The 26,945-nt window shown below is 39.6% G+C and carries 23 protein-coding genes; 17 read left to right on the top strand and 6 right to left on the bottom strand.

Annotated elements, in window-relative coordinates:
* Positions 1–161 precede the first annotated feature (161 nt).
* The gene (locus JI666_RS16465) at positions 162–1,430 is read right to left on the bottom strand and encodes an NCS2 family permease (RefSeq protein WP_206893843.1); all 1,269 of its coding nucleotides are present in this window, start codon (positions 1,428–1,430) and stop codon (positions 162–164) included.
* 187 nt (positions 1,431–1,617) lie between these two features.
* Here JI666_RS16465 and JI666_RS16460 point away from each other — a divergent pair, with 187 nt between their 5' ends.
* Together JI666_RS16460 and JI666_RS16455 are read left to right on the top strand one after the other, a co-directional pair.
* Complete coding sequence (locus JI666_RS16460) at positions 1,618–2,916, top strand: purine/pyrimidine permease (protein WP_206893841.1); 1,299 nt, start codon at positions 1,618–1,620, stop codon at positions 2,914–2,916.
* Between the two features lie 65 nt (positions 2,917–2,981).
* Positions 2,982–3,416: a universal stress protein gene (locus tag JI666_RS16455; RefSeq protein ID WP_206893840.1), complete on the top strand. Its 435-nt coding sequence runs from the start codon at positions 2,982–2,984 to the stop codon at positions 3,414–3,416.
* A 189-nt stretch (positions 3,417–3,605) separates the two neighbouring features.
* On the opposite strand, the gene rpiA is transcribed toward JI666_RS16455, so the two are convergent.
* Positions 3,606–4,271 carry a ribose-5-phosphate isomerase RpiA gene (rpiA, locus tag JI666_RS16450; RefSeq protein WP_206893839.1) on the bottom strand — a complete coding sequence of 222 codons (666 nt, stop codon included), beginning with the start codon at positions 4,269–4,271 and terminating at the stop codon, positions 3,606–3,608.
* A 294-nt stretch (positions 4,272–4,565) separates the two neighbouring features.
* On the opposite strand from rpiA, the gene gnd reads away from it, so the two are divergent.
* A complete protein-coding gene (gene gnd, locus JI666_RS16445) occupies positions 4,566–5,978 on the top strand; it encodes an NADP-dependent phosphogluconate dehydrogenase (protein WP_206893838.1) in 1,413 nt (470 codons plus the stop codon).
* A 233-nt stretch (positions 5,979–6,211) separates the two neighbouring features.
* On the opposite strand, the gene JI666_RS16440 is transcribed toward gnd, so the two are convergent.
* Both JI666_RS16440 and zwf read right to left on the bottom strand, forming a co-directional pair.
* Positions 6,212–6,835 (bottom strand): cyclase family protein, encoded by a 624-nt coding sequence (locus JI666_RS16440; protein WP_206893837.1) that lies wholly within the window; start codon positions 6,833–6,835, stop codon positions 6,212–6,214.
* A gap of 90 nt (positions 6,836–6,925) precedes the next feature.
* On the bottom strand, positions 6,926–8,419 hold the full coding sequence (gene zwf, locus JI666_RS16435; protein WP_206893836.1) for a glucose-6-phosphate dehydrogenase: 1,494 nt from the start codon (positions 8,417–8,419) through the stop codon (positions 6,926–6,928).
* 404 nt (positions 8,420–8,823) lie between these two features.
* Here zwf and JI666_RS16430 point away from each other — a divergent pair, with 404 nt between their 5' ends.
* The 3 genes from JI666_RS16430 to deoD all read left to right on the top strand — a co-directional run bounded on the left by JI666_RS16430 (position 8,824) and on the right by deoD (position 11,265).
* A complete protein-coding gene (locus JI666_RS16430; RefSeq protein ID WP_206893835.1) occupies positions 8,824–9,435 on the top strand; it encodes a hypothetical protein in 612 nt (203 codons plus the stop codon).
* Positions 9,436–9,560: 125 nt separating this feature from the next.
* Positions 9,561–10,091 carry a DUF420 domain-containing protein gene (locus JI666_RS16425; RefSeq protein WP_206893834.1) on the top strand — a complete coding sequence of 177 codons (531 nt, stop codon included), beginning with the start codon at positions 9,561–9,563 and terminating at the stop codon, positions 10,089–10,091.
* A 463-nt stretch (positions 10,092–10,554) separates the two neighbouring features.
* Positions 10,555–11,265, top strand: a complete 711-nt coding sequence (deoD, locus tag JI666_RS16420; RefSeq protein WP_136945865.1) for a purine-nucleoside phosphorylase — start codon at positions 10,555–10,557, stop codon at positions 11,263–11,265.
* Between the two features lie 154 nt (positions 11,266–11,419).
* Here deoD and JI666_RS16415 read toward each other — a convergent pair whose 3' ends face one another.
* Entirely contained in the window at positions 11,420–12,037 is a 618-nt protein-coding gene (locus JI666_RS16415; protein ID WP_206893833.1) for an NAD(P)-dependent oxidoreductase, read from the bottom strand.
* Between the two features lie 271 nt (positions 12,038–12,308).
* Here JI666_RS16415 and JI666_RS16410 point away from each other — a divergent pair, with 271 nt between their 5' ends.
* A complete protein-coding gene (locus JI666_RS16410; protein WP_349769350.1) occupies positions 12,309–13,517 on the top strand; it encodes an amidohydrolase in 1,209 nt (402 codons plus the stop codon).
* Positions 13,518–13,538: 21 nt separating this feature from the next.
* Positions 13,539–15,398 carry a helix-turn-helix domain-containing protein gene (locus JI666_RS16405; protein WP_206893831.1) on the top strand — a complete coding sequence of 620 codons (1,860 nt, stop codon included), beginning with the start codon at positions 13,539–13,541 and terminating at the stop codon, positions 15,396–15,398.
* On the opposite strand, the gene JI666_RS16400 is transcribed toward JI666_RS16405, so the two are convergent.
* The gene (locus tag JI666_RS16400) at positions 15,399–15,683 is read right to left on the bottom strand and encodes a hypothetical protein (protein ID WP_206893826.1); all 285 of its coding nucleotides are present in this window, start codon (positions 15,681–15,683) and stop codon (positions 15,399–15,401) included. It lies immediately after the preceding gene.
* Positions 15,684–15,914: 231 nt separating this feature from the next.
* Between JI666_RS16400 and JI666_RS16395 the strand changes: the two genes are divergently transcribed.
* The 9 genes from JI666_RS16395 (at position 15,915) to aceA (ending at position 26,534) form a co-directional block, all read left to right on the top strand.
* Complete coding sequence (locus tag JI666_RS16395; RefSeq protein WP_206893825.1) at positions 15,915–17,711, top strand: ATP-binding protein; 1,797 nt, start codon at positions 15,915–15,917, stop codon at positions 17,709–17,711.
* Positions 17,712–18,165: 454 nt separating this feature from the next.
* A complete protein-coding gene (locus JI666_RS16390; RefSeq protein ID WP_206893824.1) occupies positions 18,166–19,095 on the top strand; it encodes a metal ABC transporter solute-binding protein, Zn/Mn family in 930 nt (309 codons plus the stop codon).
* Positions 19,096–19,115: 20 nt separating this feature from the next.
* Positions 19,116–19,871, top strand: coding sequence for a metal ABC transporter ATP-binding protein (locus tag JI666_RS16385; protein ID WP_206893818.1), 756 nt, complete (start codon positions 19,116–19,118; stop codon positions 19,869–19,871).
* 12 nt (positions 19,872–19,883) lie between these two features.
* On the top strand, positions 19,884–21,251 hold the full coding sequence (locus JI666_RS16380) for an iron chelate uptake ABC transporter family permease subunit (RefSeq protein ID WP_349769349.1): 1,368 nt from the start codon (positions 19,884–19,886) through the stop codon (positions 21,249–21,251).
* Positions 21,248–22,132: a metal ABC transporter permease gene (locus JI666_RS16375; protein WP_206893817.1), complete on the top strand. Its 885-nt coding sequence runs from the start codon at positions 21,248–21,250 to the stop codon at positions 22,130–22,132. The genes JI666_RS16380 and JI666_RS16375 overlap by 4 nt, the downstream gene beginning before the upstream one ends.
* Positions 22,133–22,407: 275 nt before the next feature.
* Positions 22,408–23,247, top strand: a complete 840-nt coding sequence (locus tag JI666_RS16370) for a DUF1206 domain-containing protein (protein ID WP_206893815.1) — start codon at positions 22,408–22,410, stop codon at positions 23,245–23,247.
* Between the two features lie 30 nt (positions 23,248–23,277).
* The gene (locus JI666_RS16365; protein WP_206893813.1) at positions 23,278–23,598 is read left to right on the top strand and encodes a thioredoxin family protein; all 321 of its coding nucleotides are present in this window, start codon (positions 23,278–23,280) and stop codon (positions 23,596–23,598) included.
* Between the two features lie 554 nt (positions 23,599–24,152).
* On the top strand, positions 24,153–25,223 hold the full coding sequence (locus JI666_RS16360) for an aldolase/citrate lyase/malate synthase family protein (protein WP_206893811.1): 1,071 nt from the start codon (positions 24,153–24,155) through the stop codon (positions 25,221–25,223).
* Between the two features lie 33 nt (positions 25,224–25,256).
* Positions 25,257–26,534 (top strand): isocitrate lyase, encoded by a 1,278-nt coding sequence (aceA, locus tag JI666_RS16355; RefSeq protein ID WP_206893810.1) that lies wholly within the window; start codon positions 25,257–25,259, stop codon positions 26,532–26,534.
* Positions 26,535–26,945: the final 411 nt, after the last annotated feature.

The following is a 26,945-nucleotide window of genomic DNA, read 5'->3' as shown; positions in this document are numbered from 1 at the left end:
CCTTCCATCGCTTGTCGGACCTAACCGGCCACTTCCGCTTTTCTGATCCAGCTGTAGTGGCCAGACCCTCTGTCACTTCACCAAACCAAATGAACACAAAGGGCGTGTTCTTTTGGTTTGGCTCCAGTGCCTGACGGGTCTAACCGGCCACTTCCGCTTTTCTAGTGTAATAAGAAGTTTACGAAGAATAAACTTGCTATGATATACATAGGGACTGGGACTTCTTTTGCTTTTCCTAGTGCTATTTTGAGGAACGGATAGGCTATGAAGCCGAATGCGATGCCGTCTACGATGCTGTATGTTAGGGGGATCATGACGATGACTAAGAACGCAGGAAATCCTTCGGAGAAGTCCTGTAGTGAGATGTTCTGAATCGATGTAATCATTAATCCACCTATTATGATGAGTACAGGCGCGATGGCTGAGTCTGGAATAATCTTGAATACCGGAATGAAGAATAGGGATGTTAAGAACAATAATCCTGTTGTGATGGATGTTAGTCCTGTTCGACCTCCAGCTGAAATACCAGATGCGCTTTCGACTGTTGAGACAGTAGGGCTAGTGCCAAAAAGCCCAGATGAAATAGCAGAGATGGCATTCGCTTTGTATGATTTCTCAAACTTAGACTGATCAGGGAGAAGTCCGTGAAGGAGCCCCATGTTCTCGAACACCAGGATCATTGCCATTGAGAATGTAGCAATCCAGAATGGAACGAGAAGAATATCATCGAATGACATAGCGCCAAAGACTGATCCGTATGAAGAGAAAGAGAAGCTCTCTTGTTTTCCAGTTTCAATTAGTCCAAGAGACCATGCTAAAGCTGTACCTGCAAGCATGCTAATCAAAAAGTGTCCTTTGACATTTCTAATAAAAAGAATAGCTGCTAATGCTAGTGTCACAAGCGTTGCCATAACATGAGCGGATCCTAAATTCCCCATTTCAACGAACGTTGATTCACTTGAAACAACGATGCCACCTTTTTGTAGTCCAATAAAGGTAAGGAACAGTCCGATTCCCACAGTTATCGCTTCTTTCAACGAACGAGGTATTGCTTTAGACAAGACACCTGCAAGAGGTGTAAAAGCTGTAATCGCAAAGAGCACTCCTGCTACGAAAACGGAAGCGAGCGCAACTTGCCAGCTCAGTCCCATTGATTCAACCATTGTATACGTAAAGAATGCATTCACGCCCATACCTGGAACTAGGATTATGGGGGCATTTGCATAAAATCCAATTAACAGGCAGCCGACCACTGACGTCAGGACAGTTGCAATCATTCCTGCTTCGAAAGGAATTCCTGCATCAGCAAGGATTGACGCGTTTACAGCTGCGATATAAACAATTGTAAAAAATGATGTAATGCCTGCAAGAATTTCTTTCTTCAGTGAAGTATCGTGAGCCTGAAAATCAAAATCAATTTTCTTTTTCACTTTATTCCCTTCTTACTTGTGTTTCCCTCTCCCACCCGTGTATTTGATCGAAATCAAATCACCAATAAATTAGTATATCAGAGCCATGTGTTTTTTTATAGTGGAAAAAAACGTAATGACCGCTTTACGTCCCTTTGTTAAAATTAAGAAAGGTACATAATTTGTTTGGATGAAAGAAGGATTTTCTATGCGTAATACGTTATCGGCTCTTCAATGGGCAGTATTTATGATTGCGGGATCAATTGTAGCACCGGTTGCCATCGCAAGCTTATTCCAGTTGGATCCTGCTATGGCGGCAGGCTTTGTGCAAAGAACTATGTTTGTACTTGGGGTAGCAGCTATTCTTCAAGCAACGCTTGGACACCGCTTACCAATTAACGAAGGACCTGCGGGTCTCTGGTGGGGAGTGTTTGTCCTATATGCAGGATTAAGTTCAGCATTATTTGGTTCGAAACTGGAAACGTTACAAGCACTTGAGCTTGCTATGATTGCAAGTGGACTTATTTTTATTCTGTTAAGCGCATTTGGGATGGTGGAGAGATTGTCTCGATTGTTCACTCCAGTTGTAACAGGAATTTATCTTCTCTTACTTGTAGCACAGCTGAGCGGATCCTTTCTAAATGGCATGATGGGAGTAGGTTATTTAAAAGAGGGGATTGATCTTAGAATAGCAGGGTTGTCCCTATTTCTTGTTCTTGTATCGATCTGGTTCTCACGTTCAATGCCAGCGATTATCCAGCAATATTCGATTTTGATTATATTAATAATAGGATGGATTCTTTTTGCAATTCTAGGTTTAGCGAAGCCTGTTACCGTTCCTGAAGGAGGATTTGTTCAGCTTCCAGAAATTTTTGCGTTCGGTTTTCCTGAATGGAATTCTGGGATGATTGTAACAGCTGCACTTGTGACACTGTTGCTATTAACGAATATGATCGCAAGCATTAGAGTTGTTGAAGAGGTTTTAGCTAGAATTTCGAACACCAAGCCAATGGGCAGATATCGACAGGCTGGATTCGTATCTGGTATTAATCAGCTACTTGGAGGCGTTTTTTCTGCAGTCGGAAGTGTTCCAATTTCCGGAGCAGCAGGCTTCATTATGACAACAGGGCTGAAGCGGAGGCTACCGTTTATAGTCGGAAGTGGTTTCATTATTATCATTAGCCTGTTTCCGGCACTGATGGCATTTTTTGCAGCATTACCTGAACCTGTTGGTTATGCCGTTATCTTTATCGTATTTGTGAATATGGTTGGAATTGCGTTCAATGAGTTTAAGAAAGATCATTCTGAAGGTAAATCATTTGTAATAGGCATTTCCTTCATGGTTGGAATTGGAACAATGTTTATTCCTCCTGAAGCCTTTCAGAATGCACCACCCCTTACAGCATCGCTTTTAAACAATGGATTAATTCTAGGATCGATTACAGCGATCGTTACGGAGCAATCCTTGAATAGAAAGAAGCGAGAAGAAGAGCCTAATCACGATTAGCACTACGATGCCTTGGCATCTAATCGTGATATAATGAAAGCATAATAGGGAAGGGGAGTGTTGTGATGAAAAAATACACTAATGTTCTAGTTGCTTTTGATGGATCTGACTTGAGTATGAAGGCGCTCAATGAAGCGATTGCAATGGCAAAGGAAAACCCCACTCTTCAAATTGATGTGGTTACAGCGTTAAATCCCACAGCCCAAATCAGCTCAGCTGTTGTCTATGCGAGTATTTTAAACGAATTAAGAAAAGAAGCGGTCGACTTGTTGAAACAAATAAGTGAGGAGCTTCATGAACAGCTCCCAAATCATGTCGTACGTACAATGGTACTGGAAGGAAATCCAGGAAACGAAATTGTCCAGTATGCCGATGAACATGAGCGTGACCTCATTATTATGGGAAGCAGAGGTTTAAACGGATTAAGAGAGTGGTTTCTCGGAAGCGTAAGCCATACCGTACTCCAACGCTCTCATTGTCCCGTTCTAATTATTAAATAAAGACTATTGATAGCAGAAGATCCTAAATAGAAGGCTCTTTTCTAAAAGATTGTTGCTTTTGAAACAATTATTGAATAAAAAACCACACTTAGCTGATTAGAGCGGAAATCACCAGCTTTATAGCTACAATCGCTATGAAAACAGCCTAAATAACAGATGAAAGCCCGGCATTTATACGCCGGGCTTTTGCTATTTTTCCAAAAAGGTAATAGTGCTTCCTTTACCTATGATTGCTTTCTCTGCATATCCAATAAATAAACCATTATCAACAACGCCAGGAATCTGATTCATTCGATCGTGTAAGGTGGAAGGATAAGGTATACTTTCAAACGCACAATCTACGATATAATTTCCGTTATCGGTTAAGAATAACGAATTGTTTTGTTTGCGTAATGATGGCTGACAGCCCAATTCACGTATCACTTCTAGCGTTTTTTGATGGCCGAACGGCACCACTTCTACAGGCAAGGGAAACGTTCCGAGTTCTGAAACAATCTTGCTTGAATCAGCTACAACAATCATATGTGTAGAATGGTAGGCAATGATTTTCTCACGCAACAATGCACCGCCGCCACCTTTAATTAATGTGAGCTCATCGTTCAATTCGTCAGCGCCGTCGATCGTTAAATCGATTGAAGAAACCTCTTCTAAAGGGATTAGTGGGATGCCATGCTCTAGCGCAAGCTTTTCAGTTTCTTTAGAAGTAGGAACTCCTTTTATGGATAAGCCATTCTGAACCATCTGAGCAATTTTGAGTATTGTCCAATAGACAGTACTGCCTGTGCCAAGACCAACAATCATTCCATCCTGAACATAACTTGCAGCTTTTTCACCTGCTACCTGTTTTTCATTCATTACTTAAACACTCCTTTAATCAAGCTATCAGCATATATTGAATTGAATTTATTTCATCTATACCAACCATATATAAAAACTGAACAAATTGAAAGTCGAAATGATAGCCCTTAGTTGCTAATCTTTGCACGGTGCCTTAGAAAGACGTATAATGCATACTGTTAGGCTGTTTACATGTGAGTAACCTGGTTAAGGGTGTGCATACTATTAAAAGCGTATATTTCGCATTATGGTATACTTTTCAGTGGCAGTCGTGGTTTAGAGAAGTAAAGTACAATAGCTGGAGGGAATAAGATGTCAAAACAACAAATAGGTGTTATTGGATTAGCCGTTATGGGGAAAAACCTTGCGATGAATATCGAGAGTCGCGGCTATTCAGTCTCTGTTTATAATCGTTCTGAAGAGAAAACAAAAGAAATGATGTCTGAAGTCGAAGGGCGAAACTTTCAGGATACATATAGCATTGAAGAGTTCGTTCAATCACTTGAAACACCAAGAAAAATTTTGCTTATGGTAAAAGCGGGCATGCCTACTGATGCAACAATTGATCAGTTATTGCCGCACCTTGATAAAGATGACATTATCATTGATGGTGGTAATGCATTCTTTAAAGATACCCAGAAGCGCAGCGACGATTTGAAAGAAAAAGGTATTCGGTTTATTGGTACTGGCGTGTCTGGTGGGGAAGAAGGCGCACTTAATGGTCCTTCTATTATGCCAGGTGGACAGCCAGATGCCTTTAGTGAAGTTGAAGATATTTTTAAGGCTATCGCTGCAAAAGTAGACGGAGATCCTTGTACAACTTACATTGGTCCAGACGGTGCTGGGCACTATGTGAAAATGGTGCATAACGGTATTGAGTATGGAGATATGCAGCTTATCGGTGAAGCTTATTACATGATGAAGAATGTACTAGGTCTTTCAACTGACGAGCTTCATGAAGTGTTTAAAGAATGGAACAAAGGCGAGCTTGATAGCTACCTTATTGAAATTACAGCTGATATCTTTACGAAAAAGGATCCTGAAACAGGTAAAGCACTTGTTGATGTTATCCTTGATACAGCTGGTCAAAAAGGTACTGGTAAATGGACGAGCCAGAGTGCGCTCGATCTTGGTGTGCCTCTTTCGATCATCACAGAGTCTGTTTTCTCACGCTTCATTTCAGCAATGAAAGAAGAACGTGTGAAAGCAAGCAAACTTCTTGCTGGACCTGATGTACCAGCATTTGACGGTAATAAAGATGAGTTAATCGAGAAAATCCGTAAAGCGCTATACTTGAGCAAGATTTGTTCTTATGCTCAGGGCTTCGCACAGATGCGTTCAGCGTCTGATGAATATGATTGGAATCTTGATTACGGTTCAATCGCGATGATCTTCCGCGGAGGTTGCATTATCCGTGCAGGCTTCCTTCAAAACATTAAAGAAGCTTATGACCGTGAACCTGGTTTAATGAACCTTCTTCTAGATCCTTACTTCAAGGAAATCGTTGAATCTTATCAAAGTGCTGCTCGTGATATCGTATCACTTGCTGTACAGCGTGGAATTCCTGTTCCTGGTCTGGCAAGCGCAATTGCTTACTATGATAGCTATCGTAGCGAAACGCTTCCAGCGAACCTTCTACAAGCGCAACGTGACTACTTTGGTGCTCATACGTATCAGCGTATTGACCGCGAAGGCGTCTTCCACACAGAATGGCTTGAAGATTAATTATTAACAAAAAACCGCTGTTCAACTTTTAATTAAGTTGAACGGCGGTTTTTTAAAATGATAAGGCTCTTTTCTAAAAGATTGTTGGGATTAACACGTTTTTCTTTAGAGAACCTTACTTTTAAAGTTGATTGGAGCGCAAATCAACGACTACTCTTATAGCAACAAAGCTTACAAAAAGAGCCTATTATAAAATATATGTAAAGCCGGGGACAGTGTCCCCGGCTTCTTTACTATGCTTCTTTTAATCCATCAAATAGAAGAACGCGAGCAGGTGATGCGTCAGTCCCCTGTAGCTTTAATGGTGCAGCTACCATGAAGTACTGTCCAGCATCTACATCCTTTAAGCGAAGGCCTTCCATAATGATGACGTCTTTTTCGAAAAGAGAGCGGTGGGTCGGATGTTCTGGTTGGCTACGTTCAATACCAAGACCATCGACACCAACGCCACGGATGTTTCGTTCGGCTAGATAACGAGCTGCATCTTCTCCAACAAATACAAAATCGAAATTAAACTCTTCTTCAAATGAATTTTGAGATTTAAAAAGAATGAAATCTCCTTCTTGGATATTCTCAGACTCAATATCTTTGTCAGAAATAGCTCCTTTCACGTTTGTTACATCAATAACCTTAGCCTGTCCAACAAGGTCTTCCATATTAATTGTTTCAAACGTTGCGCCATCATTCATCATGTGAAGGGGAGCGTCTACGTGTGTACCAGTATGGACATCGAGTGAAAGACGAGACTCTGTTACATGACCGTTTGTTGTTGTGTTGATTTCTGGTTGTTTCTCTTCTTTGTTTTTGTATACAGCCATTCCATTAAAAATGGGTGCGCTAACATCATACATTTTCATTATTATACACTTCCTTTCAAATGGTATAAAGATGATAAAGAAAGATACGTGATTTACGCATCTTTCTTTAGTTGTCATACATTGTAGGTTTTACTCTTTAGGCGAAGACCACCAGTGTAGGTTATCTTTCTCTAGAAGCTTATCAGCTGCTTCAGGTCCCATAGATCCAGCTGGATAGTTAGGGAAGTCCTGCTCTTTTTCATTAGCCCACGCGACAGAAATTGGGTCGATGAACTGCCAAGAGAGAGCAACTTCATCCCAGCGCGCAAAGTTTGTTGCGTCACCTTTCATAACGTCATGAAGAAGGCGTTCATAGGCTTCAGGAGAGTTCATATTGTTTTTCTGTTTATTATTGAAATTCAACTCAATTGGTGTTGTTTTGCGCATATCGCCAGTGTCCTTAACATTCAGGTGAAGGGTAATTCCTTCTTCAGGTTGAATGTGGACCTCAAGAATATTTGGTCCAAGCTTGCCACTTTCGTTTTTATATAGATTCATTGGCATGTCTTTGAACTCAATAAGAATTTTGGTTGATTTGTTTGGCATTCGTTTACCGGTTCTAATGTAGAATGGGACACCTGCCCAGCGGAAGTTATCAATCATTAACTTCGCTGCAACAAAGGTTTCCGTATTCGATTCTTCATTAACGTTATCTTCTTCTCTGTAACCAGGAATTGTTTCACCATTCGATTCTCCCTGTTTGTACTGGCCACGAACGAAATAATCATTTACTTCCTCTGTGTTAACTGCACGAAGAGCGCGAAGCACTTTCACTTTCTCACCACGGATTTCTTCTGTAGTAAGACTACCAGGTGGTTCCATCGCAAGTAGGGAAACCATTTGTAACATATGGTTTTGAACCATATCTCTTAATGCGCCAGACTTTTCATAGTATCCGCCTCGTGTTTCTACACCAACTGTTTCACTTGAGGTAATCTGGATATTTGATATGTAACGGTTATTCCAGAGTGGCTCAAATAATGAATTTGCAAAGCGGATAGCCTCGATATTTTGCACCATTTCTTTCCCAAGATAATGGTCAATACGATAGATTTCTTCTTCAGTAAATACCTGGCGAATTTCATCGTTAAGCTTTTGTGCAGAAGGGAAATCGTGTCCGAATGGTTTCTCAATAACTAGTCGGTTGAAACCAGTTCCTTCTAGTAAACCTTCAGAATCTAGATTAAGAGCGATTGTTCCAAAGAATTCAGGAGCCATTGCCATATAGAAAATACGGTTACCAGGAATATCAAACTGCTCATCAAGCGATTCAGTTAATCCTTTTAAGTCCTGGTACGATTCCTTCTTCGTAACATCGAATGGCTGGTAGAAGAAGTGACTACTAAATTCTTCGTGCTTATCATCCTTATCCATACAGGCTGTATGAATGACAGCATCATGAACGTTAGAACGGAATTCTTCATTAGAAAGCTGTCTGCGAGCTACGCCAACAACAGCGAAATCTTCTGCTAACACACCTTTACAATAGAGGTTATACAGTGATGGGAAAAGCTTGCGTTTTGCAAGATCTCCTGTAGCTCCGAATATGACGATAACAGAAGCCTGTTTTGATGGTTGATTCATCTTTGTGACCTCACTTTTTCATTATTGCTGTTCCATAGGGAACGTATTGGGCGGAACAGTAAAATTCCCTGTCGTTCTTCATGTCATGCTTCATATATAGAAATGAAACCAAATTAAAGCATGATGACCATTTATAATAATAAACGTTGATCCTGCAACAAAACTGTTAACAGGTTCCCAAGTAAAAATTTTATAGCTTTTTTGAACTAAAATCAAATTGTGAGATTGAGAAACGGAGACCAAATTGACTTTTCATTCTATTAATCAATGGCTGTAAGCGATACCAACTTTGTATATTAGGGGTCAAAGTACTTTATATAATAATTAATTCAAAACGAATGGTTAATGAATATAACGGCGAATATAGTAGGTATGTAGATGATAACGACTGGGAGGTGAGGAGAGTGATTCATCGAAAAGTGATCATTTGCTTGTTTCTTTGTTTGTTAATAGGCTGCTCTCAATCAGATGATCAAGATATGACTGATTCTAATCTACCTCGTGTGACATTCGATGAGCAGATTGTCGTCATGGAGCAAGCATATGACGTACTGAGTGCTATACAAAATAGAAAAATGACTGACCTTGCAGAGTTTGTTCATCCAAAAAAAGGCCTTCTATTCTCTCCCTATGGGACAGTCGATAATAAACGATCGCAAGTGTTTATGCCTGCTCAGGTGAAGGATCTTTTAACTAACAAGAAGCAACTTGAATGGGGAACAGAAGCAGGTAAGGGTGAGCCTATCCGTTTAGCTCCAGAAGATTATTTCAAAACCTATGTGTACGATGTAGAATTCATTGAAACTGACTTTGTAACTTACAATGGGTATTACCGAGAAACCAATAGTATTCAAAACATAACAGAAGCATTCCCTGAGAGTAATTATATTGAGTTCTTTGTTCCTGGATCTGAAGAATATGAAGGGATGGACTGGAAGAGCTTAAAGCTTGTTTTTACAAATTATGAAGGTGAACCATACTTGGCTGGAATTGTTCATGATCAATGGACACCATAGCTAACCTGTGAACAAAACGTGTCACACGTGAGAATTTTAATAAACGGATGTGTCTCATTGGTTGCTCAATGAGGGAATCTTTCTTATTCTTAATAGGTAGATTATTGTATAAGGAGAAGAATGTCATGACTGATGTGAAACAACGAAATTATACACCTTGGATTGTTGGTCTTTCCATTGCGGTGAACGTACTAGTAGTAATTTTATTCTTTTTACCTGAATATGGCGGAGATGTAGGTTTTGACATTACGTTGCTCCCCCTTCTGAATGCTGTATTTAATAGCTTTACGTTTGTTTTTCTGGTGGCAGCTCTTATTTTCATTAAACAGAAAAACATTAAACTCCATAAGCGATTTATTTTTGCCGCATTTACAACTACGGCATTATTCCTTGTTTCCTATGTGACTTACCATGGTCTGTCAGAATCAACATCGTTTGGTGGAGAAGGACTAATTCGTTCCATCTATTTCTTTATTCTGATTTCACATATTATTTTAGCGGCTGCCATTGTCCCGCTTGCCCTCATTACGGTTACGCGAGGTCTGAACATGCAAGTAGCAAAGCACCGTAAGATTGCTAGATGGACAATGCCTATTTGGCTTTATGTAAGCTTAACTGGGGTTGTTGTGTATTTAATGATTTCCCCTTACTATTAAGCCATTTAATTAGAGAAAGAGGCTGGGACATAAGTAAATAACCATGAGAAAGACCCGAACAATTCATTTGAATCAGATCGGGTCTTTCGTAATTTACAGATATGAAACAACCGCTTCGCCAACATACTTCGCTTTCCGCGGGCACGGCCTCAGTCTCCTCAGAAAGCAAAAAACGCTTTCCTGCGGGGTCTTCGGACTCGTGCTGTTCCCGCAGGAGTCTACGTATGTTGGCTACGCTAAGGTCTTACTCTTACCATTCAAAATTCACGATTCCCTTCATGTATTTTAGTTTTGTCCCAGCCTCTTTCTGTTTTAATGTTGGATTATAAAAGAAACACATATTCTATCCAGGTATACTGAAAGTTTTTTAAGGAAAAGTATAGTTGAGAGGCATTGCTTATGGAATATCAAAGCATCTTATGCTACTTTTGATAGTGAACGCATTATTTAGGGAGGTTATACAATGAGTGTACATATTGGAGCTAAACAGGGAGATATCGCTGAAACTATTCTTCTACCAGGAGATCCGTTGCGTGCGAAGTTTATTGCAGAAACGTTTCTAGAAGACGTTGTTTGTTATAACGAGGTAAGAGGTATGCTTGGCTATACTGGTACATACAAGGGAGAAAGAATTTCGGTTCAGGGAACTGGAATGGGTGTTCCATCCATATCAATATATGTAAATGAATTAATTCAAAGCTATGGTGTTAAGAATTTAATTCGTGTTGGAACGTGCGGAGCGTTAAAGAAAGAAGTGAAAGTAAGAGACGTCATTCTTGCAATGAGTGCAACATCTGACTCGGGTGTTAACCGTCTTCAATTTAATGGCATGGACTTCGCTCCAACAGCAGATTTCAATTTACTTAAGAGCGCGTACGATGTAGCAACTGAGAAAGAAATGAACGTCCACGTCGGAAATGTCTTTACGAGTGATTCATTCTATCGTGATAACCCGGAGATATTCCAGCAGTTAGCTGACTATCAAGTGCTTGGAGTGGAGATGGAAACATCAGCTTTATACACGATCGCTGCTAAGTATGGTGTAAATGCGTTAACTGTCCTTACAGTAAGTGACCATATCGTAACTGGAGAGGAAACGACATCTGAAGAGCGTCAGTCTACGTTTAAAGAAATGATGGTTATTGCGCTTGAGGCAGCCCTTAAGCAAAACTAATGCGATAAAATCAAAAGGAAATGGGTAATTACCTGTTTCCTTTTTTGTTGCTTCTATCCATTAGAGGAAAAGAAGAGGACCTTCTTGAAAAGGTCCTAGTTAACATTTTATTTCTTTCACTGTTATTATAAAAGATAAAGGTATGCTTCAATAATTAATACGCAATTCCAACTCGCTTCTTTAAATGTTTGTTAGTCAGTAGTGTTTGATAAACAAACTCTGCTGTGTCTCCTACTGTAATCTCACGTCCGTTCTCAGGAAGAGCATCCTCATTAATCCTGTATTCTCCTTTAGGAGCGCCATCTGGTAAATAGGTTGGGCAAACAATTGTCCAATCTAGTTCGCTTGCAGAGAGAGCCTTGAAAACAGAAAGGTGTTCCTCAGCTGCTCGAGTGGTTTTTCTTTTTGATTCTGATGACTCGAATCTGTAGAGAGAAGGTTCTATACGACTATTCAAAATCCCTGCGGTTCCAACTGTTATAATCCGTTTAACCTGGTGTTTCTCCATAGCACGTATTAGCATCGGTGTGCTTTCAGATAGTGTAGTGGTTTTATCGGTACTAAGGGCGCTAACAATAACATCAACCCCTTGAACGGCTTCATCTAAAGTCTCCTCATCAAGCACATTCCCTTCGATAATAGTGACATTTTCTTTTATTTCAAGCTTTTCCGGTGACCTCACTAGAACCTTTATCTCGTGTTGATCTGCAACTGCGAGTTTAAGAATGTCACTTCCAACTCTTCCAGTTGCGCCTAAAAGTAATATTCGCATGCGTTAGTCCTCCTTTATCGTCCCAGTTCATTTTAAAAAATAGGCGACTTTTATGCAACTAACTGTAATCCCTTAATAGAAAACGTTTAGCTTATTAGGATAATAGGCAGAATCCATATCATGCTTGCTTATGCTTCATTTCACAATTTTAACAACTGATTTGTTATAATCTACATATTAAAGTCAGAATTTTTGTTAAAATACACATAGTATATTAGAGTCAGACTAGTGAAATTATTCTTAAAACAGAAAGAAGAGAGGAGAATAAAAGGTGAAAACAGCACTTTATAATAGGTTAGACGAGCTATATCCTGACATGGTTGACCTTAGGAGGGATCTACATAAAAATCCCGAGTTATCCTTTGAAGAAGTTCGCACACCCCAGTTAATTGCTGACTTCTATACTGAACTTGGCATGAAGGTAAGAACGGAAGTAGGAGGGAGAGGTGTTGTAGCCGTTCTTGAAGGAGCACTTCCAGGTAAAACAGTCGCTTTACGTGCTGACTTTGATGCGCTACCAATTAATGATGAGAAGGACGTATCTTATAAATCAACAGTTCCAGGTGTGATGCACGCTTGTGGACATGACGGCCACACATCAACGTTGTTGTTTCTAGCAAAGGCTTTGCATGAACAGAAAGAGGGGATTTCTGGGAAAATCGTCTTCATTCATCAGTTTGCTGAAGAGATTACGCCTGGTGGAGCAAAGCCAATGATCGAAGACGGATGTCTGGATGGCGTTGATGTTTTGTTCGGAACACATCTATGGTCAGGATTTCCAACAGGAACGATTGCTTATAAATCCGGTAGATTTATGGCGGCAGCTGATTCCTTTGAAATTGTTATTAAAGGCAAGGGAGGTCATGGAGGTATCCCGCACGAGGCAGTTGATTCGATTGTAGTAGCAAGTGGGCTTGTTACGAACCTTCAACAAATCGTGAGTCGCTTTGTGAATCCCGCCAGAACAGCGGTCGTCTCAATTGGGTCGTTCCAAGCTGGATCTGCTTTTAACGTTCTATCAGAAACAGCCACATTAAAAGGTACAGTACGAACATTCGATATGGAAGTGCGTGAAAAGATCGTTACGCTAATAGAACAAATGATTAAGGGTGCTTGTGTTTCTGCTGGAGCGGACTATTCTTTCAACTATCAACGTGGCTATCCTCCAGTTGTAAATCATGAAGAAGAAACGATGATGCTAAAAGATGCCGCTAAGAAAATAGAAGAAGTAAAGAATGTAGTCGAAACTGAAGCTTTAATGGTCGGTGAAGATGTTGCGTATTACCTCCAGAAAGTTCCAGGAACTTTCTTCTTAACCGGATCTGGAAACAAAGAAAGGCAATCTACCTATCCTCATCATCATCAAATGTTTGATATCGATGAAAAAGCGATGTTAATTGCAGCAAAAACACTTGGAGAAGCTACATTGTCATATTTGGCCACTCAATCCCTGTCAGAAGCAGAAGAAGTTAATCGATAATAGCGAGAAGGAGTGAAATGAATGGCGAGAGGTTTACTGGAGAATGAAGCAGATCTAAGTAAAAGGCAGCTACATCTACTAATGCAAGTTTCGACTATATTTAACTCTTCGTTAGATTTTTATTCTGTGATTCAGTCAGTGATTGAAGAAGCTGTTTCGGCAATTGATGCTGCAGATGGAGGAGTCCTCTTTCTATATGATTATAGAAGTAATGGACTTAAAGTAGCAGCTTCATCCGGCTTTCGCAAAAAGACCCTGAATGAAGTTATGCTAAAGTCGGGTGAGTCCATGACTGGAATGGCTTTTGAACAAGAAAAAACACTGCACTTTCGAACAAGCAAAGAAGTAGCTAATGCGATGAGTACAATGAGTGATCAGAATGCTGTGTTATATCAACAATCCACCGAGGAACGGCCAATGAGCACGATTTGTATTCCAATTATCCAGGATTCCTCTTGTACAGGAGTAATTGTGCTTGATCGTTTCAAACAAGAAAAACCATTCACAGAAGAAGATATAAGGCTAGTAGAGGCGATATCTTCCCAAGCTGCAATTGCCCTTGAGAATGCTGATTTATATCGAAATAAAGAGATATCTCTTGAAAAAGTGCAGCGATTTAATCAAACGATTATTCATCAAAATGAGGGGTTATCTAAATCTGTAGAAACCCATCAAGCCTTATCTGACATAGGGATGGATGAGAGCTCGTTTCAGGAAATATGCACCTATTTAGCGAATGCTATTGGAAAAGCAGTCGTAGTATTTGATCCTTTTGGTGATGTGAAGGCTTCAAGTACAGAAGATTTGCTGAACAGGGGAGTACTTAAAAATACTATTATTAGTCATCTTCATTCAAAGCATGGCAAGGGAAATGAGAATGAAAAGGAACAGCCTATTGTAGGATTAGAAGGTGAATTTCTCATCTTTCCACTAGGAAGGTTAACGTTCCCACTCGGTTATCTTGCCGTTATAACAGATAAGCTAGCTCTTACCAGATTTGAACATTCTGCCGTGTATCATGCCTGTACTGTAGCTGGTCTCCAATTAATGAAGAAGGAATCTGAGCATAAGGAACAGCAACGTTTAACTAGTGAGTTACTCATTAATGTTTTGTCAGATCAAGAAGATGAGTCAGATCTAAGTTATGTTTCGAATCGATTGAATACAAGTATGGATGGCTACTTCACAGCTGCTGTGCTTGATGTGCCGCAAGAATGTAGTAAAGAGCAAGAGGAATGGCTACGCAGGTGTATTCACTCTGCTATAATCCACTTACTAACTATTAATGGTGACATACAAGTGTTAGTAACAGAATGGGGGAGGCAATTGGTGTTACTCTTCCATCAAGGTTGTAAGAATGGGATTGAATCATCCATAATCAACGTTAACCGCTTTATGAATGATTTCAACCAATTAATTGAGGGTATTTCTGAAGAGAAAGTTTGTCGGATCGGTATTGGAAAACCAGTTAAAGGAATACATGCACTTCATCAATCTTTTGAGGAAGCGAAGAAAACGATAAAATTTCTGAAACGATTTACATTTGCAGGATCCTCATCTTGGTATGAAGAACTTGGAGCGTTGCGTTTACTATTAAATAACAAAGAAGACGAGCTTGCTAACTATGCGTTTGAATATCTTTCTCCGCTCCTTGCATACGAGAAGAGACGTAAAGGTGAATTATTCCAAACGCTATTCGTCTATTTATCGACAGGCCAGGATTTGAAGAATGCGTCTGAACAGCTACACGTACATGTGAACACGATGAACTATCGAATTCAACGTATACAAGAAATTATGAATATGGATTTCAATGATCCTACGGATTTATTGAATATACAGGTTGCTTGTAATATTTATCGCTATTTATATGAAGCCTAATTATTCATCATCAGGCTGAAGATACGGGCGTAATTTACGAACATATCTTCTAATATCAAATAAAAGCTTTTTCTGCATCTTCTTATCAGGTACAAAATCTTGAATGTGTGATATAGAAGGAAATGAGCCGTGTTCATTAAATTGAACCGGAAGTGTACCTTGTTGAATAAGTTCGCCTGATTCACGATTGATTATTTCCACCTCCACTTCTGCTTCATAAGTATCAGGTATGTGGTGGTTTTGTAGGCGGTTGACTTGTTGAACTTTAAATAGAATTTGTGGCATGTGTACTCCTCCTTCCCTCTTCTTTACCCGGGTGAACAGAAAGTTAGCCATTCAAAATGTCGACTGCAGCCTGTTTTAAAAAGGCTGCTTTTCATTTTCTAGCTGATAAACAAGAAATTCTAAAGTAATTGTAAAATGTGGAAGGAATTAGCTAGATAGTGTCAAATAGTATTAGGGATATGAATAATCACATTTTTACATCGAAATACGAGAATAAGAGTGGGGTTTAGCATGGCGGAAATTACATATACATTTCATTTTTTTCTAATTGTCATTTCGATTTTAATGGTAGTGAGTTATGCATATACAGCATTTGATTTTCACGAAAAAGCCCTAAATATGGTGCTTTCATATAGAAAGATTTGGATAATAGGTAGTGCTCTTGCATTTGGAGCTGGTATTTGGATTCTTCAATACATTGTCATTTTGGGATTGGCTTCCACTTCGACAGCACACTATCAGCCATGGTTCGTAGCAACTACTTTATTGATTCCTGTTTGTGGTTCATTTCTTTCCTTTCTCATTCTTACATACAAAAGACAATTAAGAGATATTTTCTTTGCTAGTATATTAATTGCGCTATCGTTACTTATTTTACAGGTGCTAACTTCTACCTATTTGTTAGACGTTTCATACAAGCTCAGTGACTGGTGGAGATTAGCTTTCCCAGGATCGATTGCCTTTTTTACAACAATTAGTAGTTTATGGCTCGTTTATGGTGTTACAAATGAAAAGGTCTCATCTTGGGGGAAAATGTTTGGCGCTATTGTACTTGGAATTGGCTCTTCATGCATTTATTATTTGACGATGTCCACGTCTCTAGCAAAACCACGTTTTAATGTCGAAAATTACAGTGATAATACACTTTTACAGTATATCGTTTTAACAGGTATCTTTATTGTAGCAGTGTTGATTTTAATTAGTGTTGTTCGGGACCGTAAGCTAGAGAAACAGGCCAATCAACTACAGGAAAGCGAACACAGATATCACTCACTGGTTGAAAACAGTCCGGACGGTGTGATGCTCTTAAACGTAGATGGTGAAATTCTCAATATCAATCCTTCATTAGAGAAAATAAGTGGATATTCCTCAAGTGATGCAAGACTTAAAACGAGTTTTCAAATTGTTGAACAGCGTTTCCTCAAAAGAACGATGGTTTGTTTTGAGGCAACCAAAAAAGGTAGTCCGCAGAAATGTGAATCGGCGATCGTCCATAAGCTTGGTCATTCCGTTAAAGTGAAAATTGTATCAATTCCACATATAGTAGAGGGAAAAGTCCAAGGGGTCATCGCCTTTGTAGAAGACATTACAGAGTTAAAAGAAACGGAAGAACTTCTAAGGCGTTCAGAAAAGTTAACAGCTGTCGGAGAACTAGCAGCAGGTGTGGCTCATGAAATTAGAAATCCGCTAACTTCTTTGAAAGGCTTCGCCAATATTCTGCATAGTTCTTCAAAGGATGAAAAATCACAGGAGTTCTTGCAAATAATGCTCTCAGAAATTGATCGAATCAATTTCATTGTAAGTGAGTTTATGTTGCTCGCAAGACCGCAGGAAAAAGAATTCGCTGAAAGTGATCTTATCTCATTATTAAGGCATGTTGTTTCGCTTCTCAAAACGCAAGCGATATTAAAGGATATTGTCATAAGAACACATTACGATTTCGACCAATTTCTTCTTGTTTGTGAAGAGAACCAGATCAAACAGGTTTTTGTGAATGTGCTTAAAAATGCTATTGAAGCCATGCCTTCAGGGGGAATGATCGCATTAAAAGTTACCAAAAATGAAGACGGTGATGCGGTCATCTCAATTAAAGATCAAGGCGTTGGTATTCCAGAACAGCAGCTTTCAAGAATTGGAGAACCGTTCTATACACTTAAAGAGAATGGAACAGGACTCGGGTTGATGGTGAGTTTTAACATTATCGAAAATCATAATGGACGTATGACGCTTTCAAGTGTTGAAGGTGAGGGGACACAAGTGGAAGTTTGTCTACCTGTGCAAGAGAAAAAGTTAATTTCAGTTAATTAAAACGTGCTGGCAAATTGCTAGCGCGTTTTAGTATAAGTGAAACGTAAAAACCTACATTCCAAAAGGTCGCTGTAGCTGACATGATTTACTTTCATTATTGAAAAAGGGAATGGGAAGAAAATGTGGAATAGTGAAGAAATAGGTATTTGTATTCTAAATTTCTAGGTACGGAATAAAATAAAGTTGACAGATATGCATTTACGCGATACTTTTGTACTAGGGAAACATTTATAGTTTTGTGCATGAAATAACAAACGAGTTGAGAGTTCTCAACTCTGTTTTTTTAGATAAGTTTTGCCTTCGGGAAACAATTGTTTGTACGGTGAAAAATAAAGAGGATAAGCAATTATTTTTTACTATTGAAATAGGATAGGCACAGCAAATGAGGAAAGCCCATACGTTAGCTTATAGCTAATGGTGAAGGGTGAAAATTATGAAGGAGAGGTAAGTTAAAATGAAAAAATGGATGGGATATCTTTTCGCTGCATCACTATTTCTATTAGTTATTGCAGGGTGTAGTAGTACTGATGCAGGTCAAGAAAACGACGGTAAAATAAAAATCACAACTACAATTGGTCAAATTGGAGACATTGCTAAAAACATTGGTAAAGATCACGTTACGGTTGATGCTCTTATGGGCCCAGGAATTGACCCGCATTTGTATAAAGCTTCTCAAGGAGATATTAATAAATTATCGAACGCAGATATTATTTTCTATAATGGACTTCATCTAGAAGGAAAAATGGGTGATATCTTTGCAAAAATGAAAGATGAGAAACCGACTTATGCAGTCGCAGAAGCGATTCCTGAAGATATGCTTTTAGTGGATCAAGCAAATTCGGCAGCAGTAGATCCTCATGTATGGTTCGACATTGAGATTTGGAAGTATGCAGTTAAAGAAGTTCGTGATGGATTAATTGAATTCGATCCAGAACATAAATCAGATTATGAGAAAAACACAGAAGCGTATCTTGAAGAATTAACGGCATTACAAAAAGAAGCGCAAGAAAGAATAAATGAAATACCTGAAGAAAGTCGTGTACTTGTTACTGCACATGATGCCTTCCAATACTTCGGGCAGGCATATGGGATGGAAGTAAAAGGTTTGCAGGGATTAAGTACCGATTCTGAATACGGCTTACGAGACGTTCAGGATTTAGTTAACGTTCTAGCTGATCGAAACATTAAAGCTGTTTTTATAGAAAGTAGTATTTCAGAACGGTCTATTAATGCGGTTGTAGAAGGCTCTAAAGAAAAGGGACATCAAGTTGTCATAGGTGGAGAGTTATTCTCTGATGCAATGGGAGAAGAAGGTACACAAGAAGGAACCTACACAGGTATGTACAGACATAACATTGAAACGATTACAGAATCATTGAAATAGTTTAAGAAAGGAGTAACAAGATGAATCCAGTAAATGTATCAAACGTGACAGTTGCATATGATCGAAAGCCGGTTCTACAAGAAATTACGTTCGACATGCCTGAGGGAAAATTAATTGGAGTTGTTGGGCCAAATGGTGCAGGGAAATCAACATTAATTAAAGCGATATTAGGACTTATCCCAACTGCTTCAGGTACTGTAGAAATTTACGGTAAACCTTACAAATCTCAGAGGAAACTAGTGGGCTACGTTCCTCAGCGTGGTTCCGTGGATTGGGACTTTCCAACAAATGCATTGGATGTTGTATTGATGGGACGTTATGGACACATTGGATGGTTTAGACGTCCTGGAAAGAAGGACATCGCAATCGCATTACAAGCTCTCGATAAAGTAGGGATGAAAGAATACGCAAGTAGGCAAATTAGCCAGCTTTCAGGTGGGCAGCAGCAGCGTGTTTTCCTTGCAAGGGCACTTGCACAGGATGCTACTGTCTATTTCATGGATGAACCATTTGTAGGAGTTGACGCAGCTACTGAGAAGGCGATTATCTCCTTATTAAATGAATTAAAAGCACAGGGGAAAACAGTACTCGTTGTTCACCATGACCTTCAAACGGTAAAGGAATACTTTGATTGGACGCTTCTATTAAACAAACGGAAAATCGCCCTTGGACCAACAGAAGAAGTGTTTACAATAGATAATCTGCAGAAAACATATGGTGGTCGTCTTTCATTTCTTGATACTCAAGTTGACCCATCACATGTTGTGCAGTCATAAGGAGGGCTTATAGTGTTGAATGAGCTTCTCTTAACTTTGCAGGATGCGAATACGCAGTGGGTTCTCTTTGGATCCATTCTTCTCGGGATTGCCAGTGGGGTGCTTGGAAGCTTTGCTCTTCTTCGAAAGCAGAGTCTGATCGGGGACGCGATGGCTCATGCTGCATTACCAGGTATTTGTCTTGCATTCTTGCTCTATGGCACAAAATCAATTGGGTGGTTTCTTATAGGGGCTGCACTATCTGGTTTGCTTGCAACTTATTTCATTCAAGCGATTATCAATCATTCTCGAATTAAAGAGGATACTGCAATCGGATTGGTTCTTTCTGTGTTTTTTGGATTCGGGATCGTCCTTCTTACGAAAATCGCACAATCTAAAAATGGCAACCAGAGTGGACTTGACGACTTTATATTCGGTCAGGCAGCCTCGTTAGTTGGTAGCGATGTTAAAGTGATTTCGGGAGTGGCGATAGTTCTTCTCATCATTACGTTTCTCCTTTTCAAAGAATTGAAGTTGTTTACATTTGATAGGCAATTTGCAAAAGGAATCGGACTTCCAACTGGTTTCATAAATGCTTTGTTAATGACTCTTATTGTAAGTGCAGTTGTTATTGGATTACAGGCGGTGGGCGTTATCTTGATGGCCGCCATGCTTATTACTCCTGCGATAGCTGCAAGATACTGGACTGATCGACTTGATCGTATGGTAATTGTAGCAGGTACAATTGGGGCACTTTCAGGTATTTTGGGTACGATCCTAAGCGCTACGGCAAGCAGCTTGCCAACTGGACCAGTAATCGTTTTGGCTGCTACGTTTATTTTTTTGATATCCCTTGTTTTTGCTCCAAATCGTGGTCTCGTTTCAAAAGGTTTAAAACTATACAGAATTCGTAAACGTGTTGCAAGAGAAACAGTGCTCCAAACAATGTATGACCTTGCTGAAGAAGCGAGTCTGTCAAATAGCAGTTTGTTATTCTCACCTGAGCAGTTGATTACTAGAAGAAGAATGACGAATCGAATGTTAGATAAAAACCTTCAACGGTTGAGCAAAGAAGGACTATTGAACCAATCAGATGGAGAATGGGGACTAACGGAAACAGGCGCTAAGGAAGCTTATGAGGTTACATTCAATAATCGGTTGTTCGAAATTTACACCATGTACGAGATGAGATTTGCTTATCTTCAATTAGCTGCAAATGAAGCATGGGAGTATGAGGAAATTCCTTCAGATACTCTAAAAGAGTTAATGGAGTTAATGGCGACACATGAACACACACCACAGCTTGACCCTGCTCATTTTGCTAAGGGTGAGAAATACTACTTTGCAAACATCGAATCAAAAGGTATTAACAAACGGAAAAGAGAGGTGAAATCATCATGAGCTACGGAGCATGGATTATGCTAACTGGTTCTTTAGTAGGGGTAACATGCGGAATAGTAGGTTGTTTTCTTATCCTTAGAAAAATGGCTATGCTAGCAGATGCCATTAGTCATACTGTTCTACTTGGAATCGTGCTTGCGTACCTCGTGAGTCACTCTCTTGAAGGAATTTATATGCTCGTTGGAGCAGGAGTCATCGGGTTATTAACGGCTTTTCTTGTACAGGTGCTTCACTCAAGCGGAGTGCAATCAGATGCGGCTATTGGTGTCGTGTTTACTTCGCTCTTCGCATTTGGAGTTATTCTTCTTTCAGCCTTTGCTGGTAAAGTTCATCTAGATGTAAATCATGCGCTGATGGGTGAAATTACATTCATTCCTTGGAATACGTTAACGATTGGAGGAATGGATCTGGGTCCGTCTGCTGTTTGGATGCTAGGTAGTGTTCTGTTAATTAACTTAATATTAATCTTCTTATTCTATAAAGAGATTAAAATAAGTTCTTTTGATCCTGCAATGGCTACAGCAATCGGTATACCAGTTATGTTCATTCATTATCTACTTATGTCAATGGTGTCTATTACGACAGTTGCTTCTTTTGATAGTGTTGGTGCTATTCTTGTTGTAGCGATGCTTATTGTGCCAGGAGCTACAGCCTATTTACTAACTGATAAACTTCTAGTCATGTTAGTCATAAGTGCAGCGATCGGTGTTATAGCAGCGATCGGTGGTTATTACGCTGCACTGGGTTGGAACATTTCAATTTCGGGATCAATGGCATCTATTGCAGGTCTTATTTTTGCAATTACGTTTATCCTTTCACCAAAGCATGGCTTGATGGCAAAAATTATTGCAAGAAGAAGCATTGTTGCTGAACAATCTTAGTATTTTAACGCGATGAATTACAAAAGAAATGATTCTAAACTATATGAAAATTATGTGATCTATAGTATAGTAAGAAAATGCGATAGCTTGTTCCCACAAGTCTATCTCCTCAATTAGCAGCCCTGTAAGCGAATGCTGGATTCGCTTACAGGGCTATTTTTATTTCGTTACAAATTAATATGGAGTCTCTATTCAACATTTTGGGGTTGAAAGCAATGGTTAATGGGAATAGAACTAATGGTCTAATTATTCGATAGGTTGGAAGGAGATCATACATGGACACGGATACTACTGCAAAAGCGAAAGCAAGTCAGGCAACAAATGACGTTAAGCCTTGGATTAGAGGATTTTCAAGAATGGGTTACATCGCGAAAGGAATGGTTTATCTTGTTATTGGAATCCTTGCAGCTCAAGCAGCGCTCGGGCCAGGTGGCAAAACAACAGATTCTAAAGGTGCTTTTACAACAATAGCAAGTAAACCTTTTGGTGAGGCGCTTCTGTGGTTATTGGCAGTTGGTCTGGTAGGTTATGCTTCATGGAAGATTATACAGGCTTTTAAAGATCCGGATAATAAAGGTACAGGGATGCGCGCTATTGGAAGTCGAATTGGTTATTTCAGTAGTGGAGTCATTCACTTGTTCCTTGCTTACAATGCTGTTTCAATTATTATGCGAGCAGGCAGCTCATCATCAGGTGGCAAACAATCATGGTCTGCTAAATTATTAGGACAGCCATTTGGTCAGTGGGTGCTTGGTTTTGTCGGTCTGTGTTTCATCGCAATTGGAATTTATCAAGCTGTTCGAGCATATAAGAAATCATTTATGAAGCATCTCAAACAACACGAAATGCACAATCAGGAAGAATGGTGGGGAAAACGTGTTGGACAATTTGGCTTTACAGCACGTGGCGTTGTTTTCGCGCTTATTGGAGTCTTTATTATACAGACAGCCATTACAGCCGATCCTGATAAAACAAAAGGGCTCGGTGGCGCTTTGTCGGAACTTGCTAAGCAGCCCTATGGAGCGATTCTTCTTGGAGTCGTTGCATTTGGATTAATAGCATACGGGATATTTATGTTCGTCATTGCCAAAAATAGAAGGATGAATATTTCATAATAGATTAACGAATGAAGAAGGGTGTTAAAGATGGAAGGTGTAACATTAGAAGAAGCCAAGCGAAATCGAAATCATCATTCTCTTTATTTTCTATATCTTTATGGAACCAATTGTTCCGTCTGTCATGCCTTATTACCTCAAGTAGAGGAAGTTCTTAAAGACTTTCCACAAATAAAAAGCGGCAAGCTTAACGTACATGAAATTCCAGAAGCAGCTGGAGAGTTTTCAGTTTTTACGATTCCTGTACTATTGCTGTATGTTGAGGGAAAAGAATCAATTAGGGAAGCACGATTTGTGAATATCGAACAATTCCGTTCTTCCATTAATCGAATCATTACAATGATTAGCTAAAAGCACCCAATATGGGTGCTTTTTTTTGTAGAAATAGATATTTCTAAACAATTCCTTCCTCAAGATGATTATGGATTGACGACTCTTGATCAAGCAAGCAGGAGAAATGATCCATACATCAGATCTGCTCCTTCTCTCAGGTGAGGATTCTTTAAACAAGTATCCTTTTATAAAAAATAGAGCACGATCTGTTTGATACAGTTACACGTGCTTCGTATGCGGGTTTTTGTTAGTTTTCGTAAATATTATACAAAATTAGTAAAATATTAAACTGTGATTTGTACAAATCACAGTTTTTTTATTTTTTCGAAAAATAGGTTGAACCTTTTTTGAATGTTGTTATATAATACTAACAAATAAAACAAATTGTATTATAACAGATGGGAGGAAGTAAAAATGGATTGTTATACATGTTATGGAAATGGTGAGTTGGAATGTCCGCATTGTAATGGGAAGGAAAGAAAAGCAGAAGGGTGTCATCACTGTGAGGGTGAAGGTTGCGTAGGGTGCCATCGCTGTAATAGTAGCGGTCGCTTAGAATAGGAGGGGAAGCGATGATTGAGGAGAAATGTGAAAGCGTTAACTCTAACGTGAGAAGCCTTTTGACACAGGAAGCGATGGAGTTTCTTCTGAAACTTCATCGTCAATTTGAAACAGAAATGAGAGATCTTCACGAGCTTGTAAAGCAAAACGATGAAGAACAAAAAGGATTTCTTCCAAATACGAAATCCGTTCGTGAAACTAACTGGACTGTTAAGCCTGTTAGAGCAGACCTTCAAGATCGTCGCGTAATGGTTAGACATTCAGCTTTTGATAAAGAGCGACTTCGAAGCTCATTACAAATGGGTGCAAGGGTTTTTGCTGCTGATTTTATGAGTGACCAATTTATAACCTATAATCAACGAATGACTTCACATGCAAATGTAAATGAAGAAATTAAACGAAATAGCAACATGGTGAACGTATATCCTACTTCATTCGTGATGATCCCCCGACAGTGGAACATGAAAGAAGAGAACGTAATCGTGGACGGAATGGAAATGTCAGCTGGTTTATTTGATTTTGGATTATACCTGTTTCATAACACTGTTCCATTGTTACAAAAAAAATCGGCGCCTTATTTCGGATTAACAGGCATTACGACTTATCATGAAGCAAGATTTTGGAACAGCGTTTTCACTTTCGCTGAAAGAGAAATGAAACTTTTAGAAGGAACAGTTAAAGCTTCTGTACTACTAGGAAGTAATAGTATATATCAAGCTGAAGAAATGCTTTATGAACTAAGGAACCACTGTGCAGGGCTCCATTTTGAAACAAATAAGAAGGAAAACATAACGGATGCCGCTCGATACTTAATTAAAGTAGGTCACAAACGAAACACACATGTCATTTGTGATGATTCTAGTAAAGGTTGTGATAAAAGGGAGACGAATACTCTAGAACAATTTGAATTGGAAACAGTTTCAGTAGTTGAAGGGTTTGATGGAACCTGCGTGTCTGATATTCATACGATTGAAATGATAAACGCCATTTATAACCACTATATGCCTGAACCGAACCAAATCTGGAAGAAACGCCATGACTGTATCACATTAATGGAAACAGCGAATGAATTGACCGTTTAATCTAAATTTACTCATATCTAGGGGGATACTATAATGACTAATGAAAAAAAAGCAACGATTCAAGAGAACTGGAAGCAAGATCGATTCAAAGGAATTGAAAGACCATATTCACCTGAAGATGTAATTAAGCTCCAAGGTTCGATCCAAATCGAATATACGCTTGCTAAAAGAGGAGCAGAACGTCTGTGGAAACTTGTTAACGAAGAGGATTTCGTAAATGCTCTTGGTGCATTAACAGGTAACCAGGCAGTTCAACAGGTGAAAGCTGGCTTAAAAGCCATATACTTAAGCGGATGGCAAGTAGCCGCAGATGCTAACCTCTCCGGACAGATGTACCCTGACCAAAGTTTGTACCCTGTTAACAGCGTTCCACAAGTTGTGAAGCGCATTAACCAAGCTCTTCAAAGAGCTGACCAAATTGAGCATTCTGAAGGGGTTCATGAAAGAGAATGGTTTGCTCCAATCGTTGCTGATGCAGAAGCTGGTTTTGGTGGTACATTGAATGTATTTGAGCTAATGAAGTCAATGATTGAAGCAGGTGCTGCAGGAGTACATTTCGAAGATCAGTTATCGTCTGAGAAGAAGTGCGGCCACCTTGGAGGTAAAGTTCTCCTTCCAACACAGCAGGCTGTTAAGAACTTAATCTCAGCCCGACTTGCAGCAGACGTTATGGGAGTACCAACGCTAATCATTGCAAGAACAGATGCTAATGCGGCTAATCTTATTACAAGTGACGTAGATAAGTATGACCATGAATTTCTAACAGGTGAGAGGACTCCTGAAGGATTCTTCTATACAAAACCTGGTCTTGATCAAGCAATTGCAAGAGGTCTTGCATACGCACCATATGCAGATCTCATCTGGTGCGAAACGTCAGAGCCTAATCTTGAAGAAGCGCAGAAATTTGCGAATGCTATTCATGAACGATTCCCTGGTAAACTTCTCGCATATAACTGCTCACCTTCATTTAACTGGAAGAAAAAGCTGGATGACGATACAATTGCTAAATTCCAGCGCGAACTAGGGAAGATGGGATACAAGTTCCAATTCGTTACACTTGCAGGATTCCATGCGCTTAATCACAGTATGTTTGAACTAGCAAGAGACTATAAAGATCACGGTATGGCTGCATACTCAAGACTTCAACAGGCTGAGTTTGCTAGTGAAGTGGATGGGTATTCCGCAACTAGACACCAGCGTGAAGTTGGAACGGGTTATTTTGATACAGTGTCACAAGTTATTACGGGTGGAACTTCTTCTACAACAGCACTTAAAGGGTCAACAGAAGAAGAGCAATTTACAACTAATTAATATGAAAACCGGCTGAGATTCAGCCGGTTTTTCTATGAATTGAGCTTGTTAGCTCTGAAGCATGCCTCAAGTTAGCTAAAAGAAGGTTTGAGGTGGATGATATTTAACGGATATCCGCGATCATGAGGATATATCCGCGATATTCAGAATATATCCGCGAAAAACGAAATATATCCGCGGAAATAAAATGATATCCGCTAAACTTAATTTTGGGGGTTCCAGCGCTTGCCGGGTCTAACCGGCCACTTCCGCTTTTCGTTAGATCCAGCTGCAGTGGGCAGACCCTCGGTCACTTCACCCCCCAACTCGAACACAAAGACCGTGTTCAATTTGGGGGGCTCCAGTGCCTGCCGGGTCTAACCGCCCACTTCCGCTTTTCGTTAGATCCAGCTGCAGTGGGCAGACACTCGG

The sequence above is a fragment of the Bacillus sp. NTK071 genome (genome assembly GCF_017303315.1).
Classification (GTDB): domain Bacteria; phylum Bacillota; class Bacilli; order Bacillales; family Guptibacillaceae; genus Guptibacillus.
This window is presented reverse-complemented; position numbering and strand designations above follow the sequence as displayed.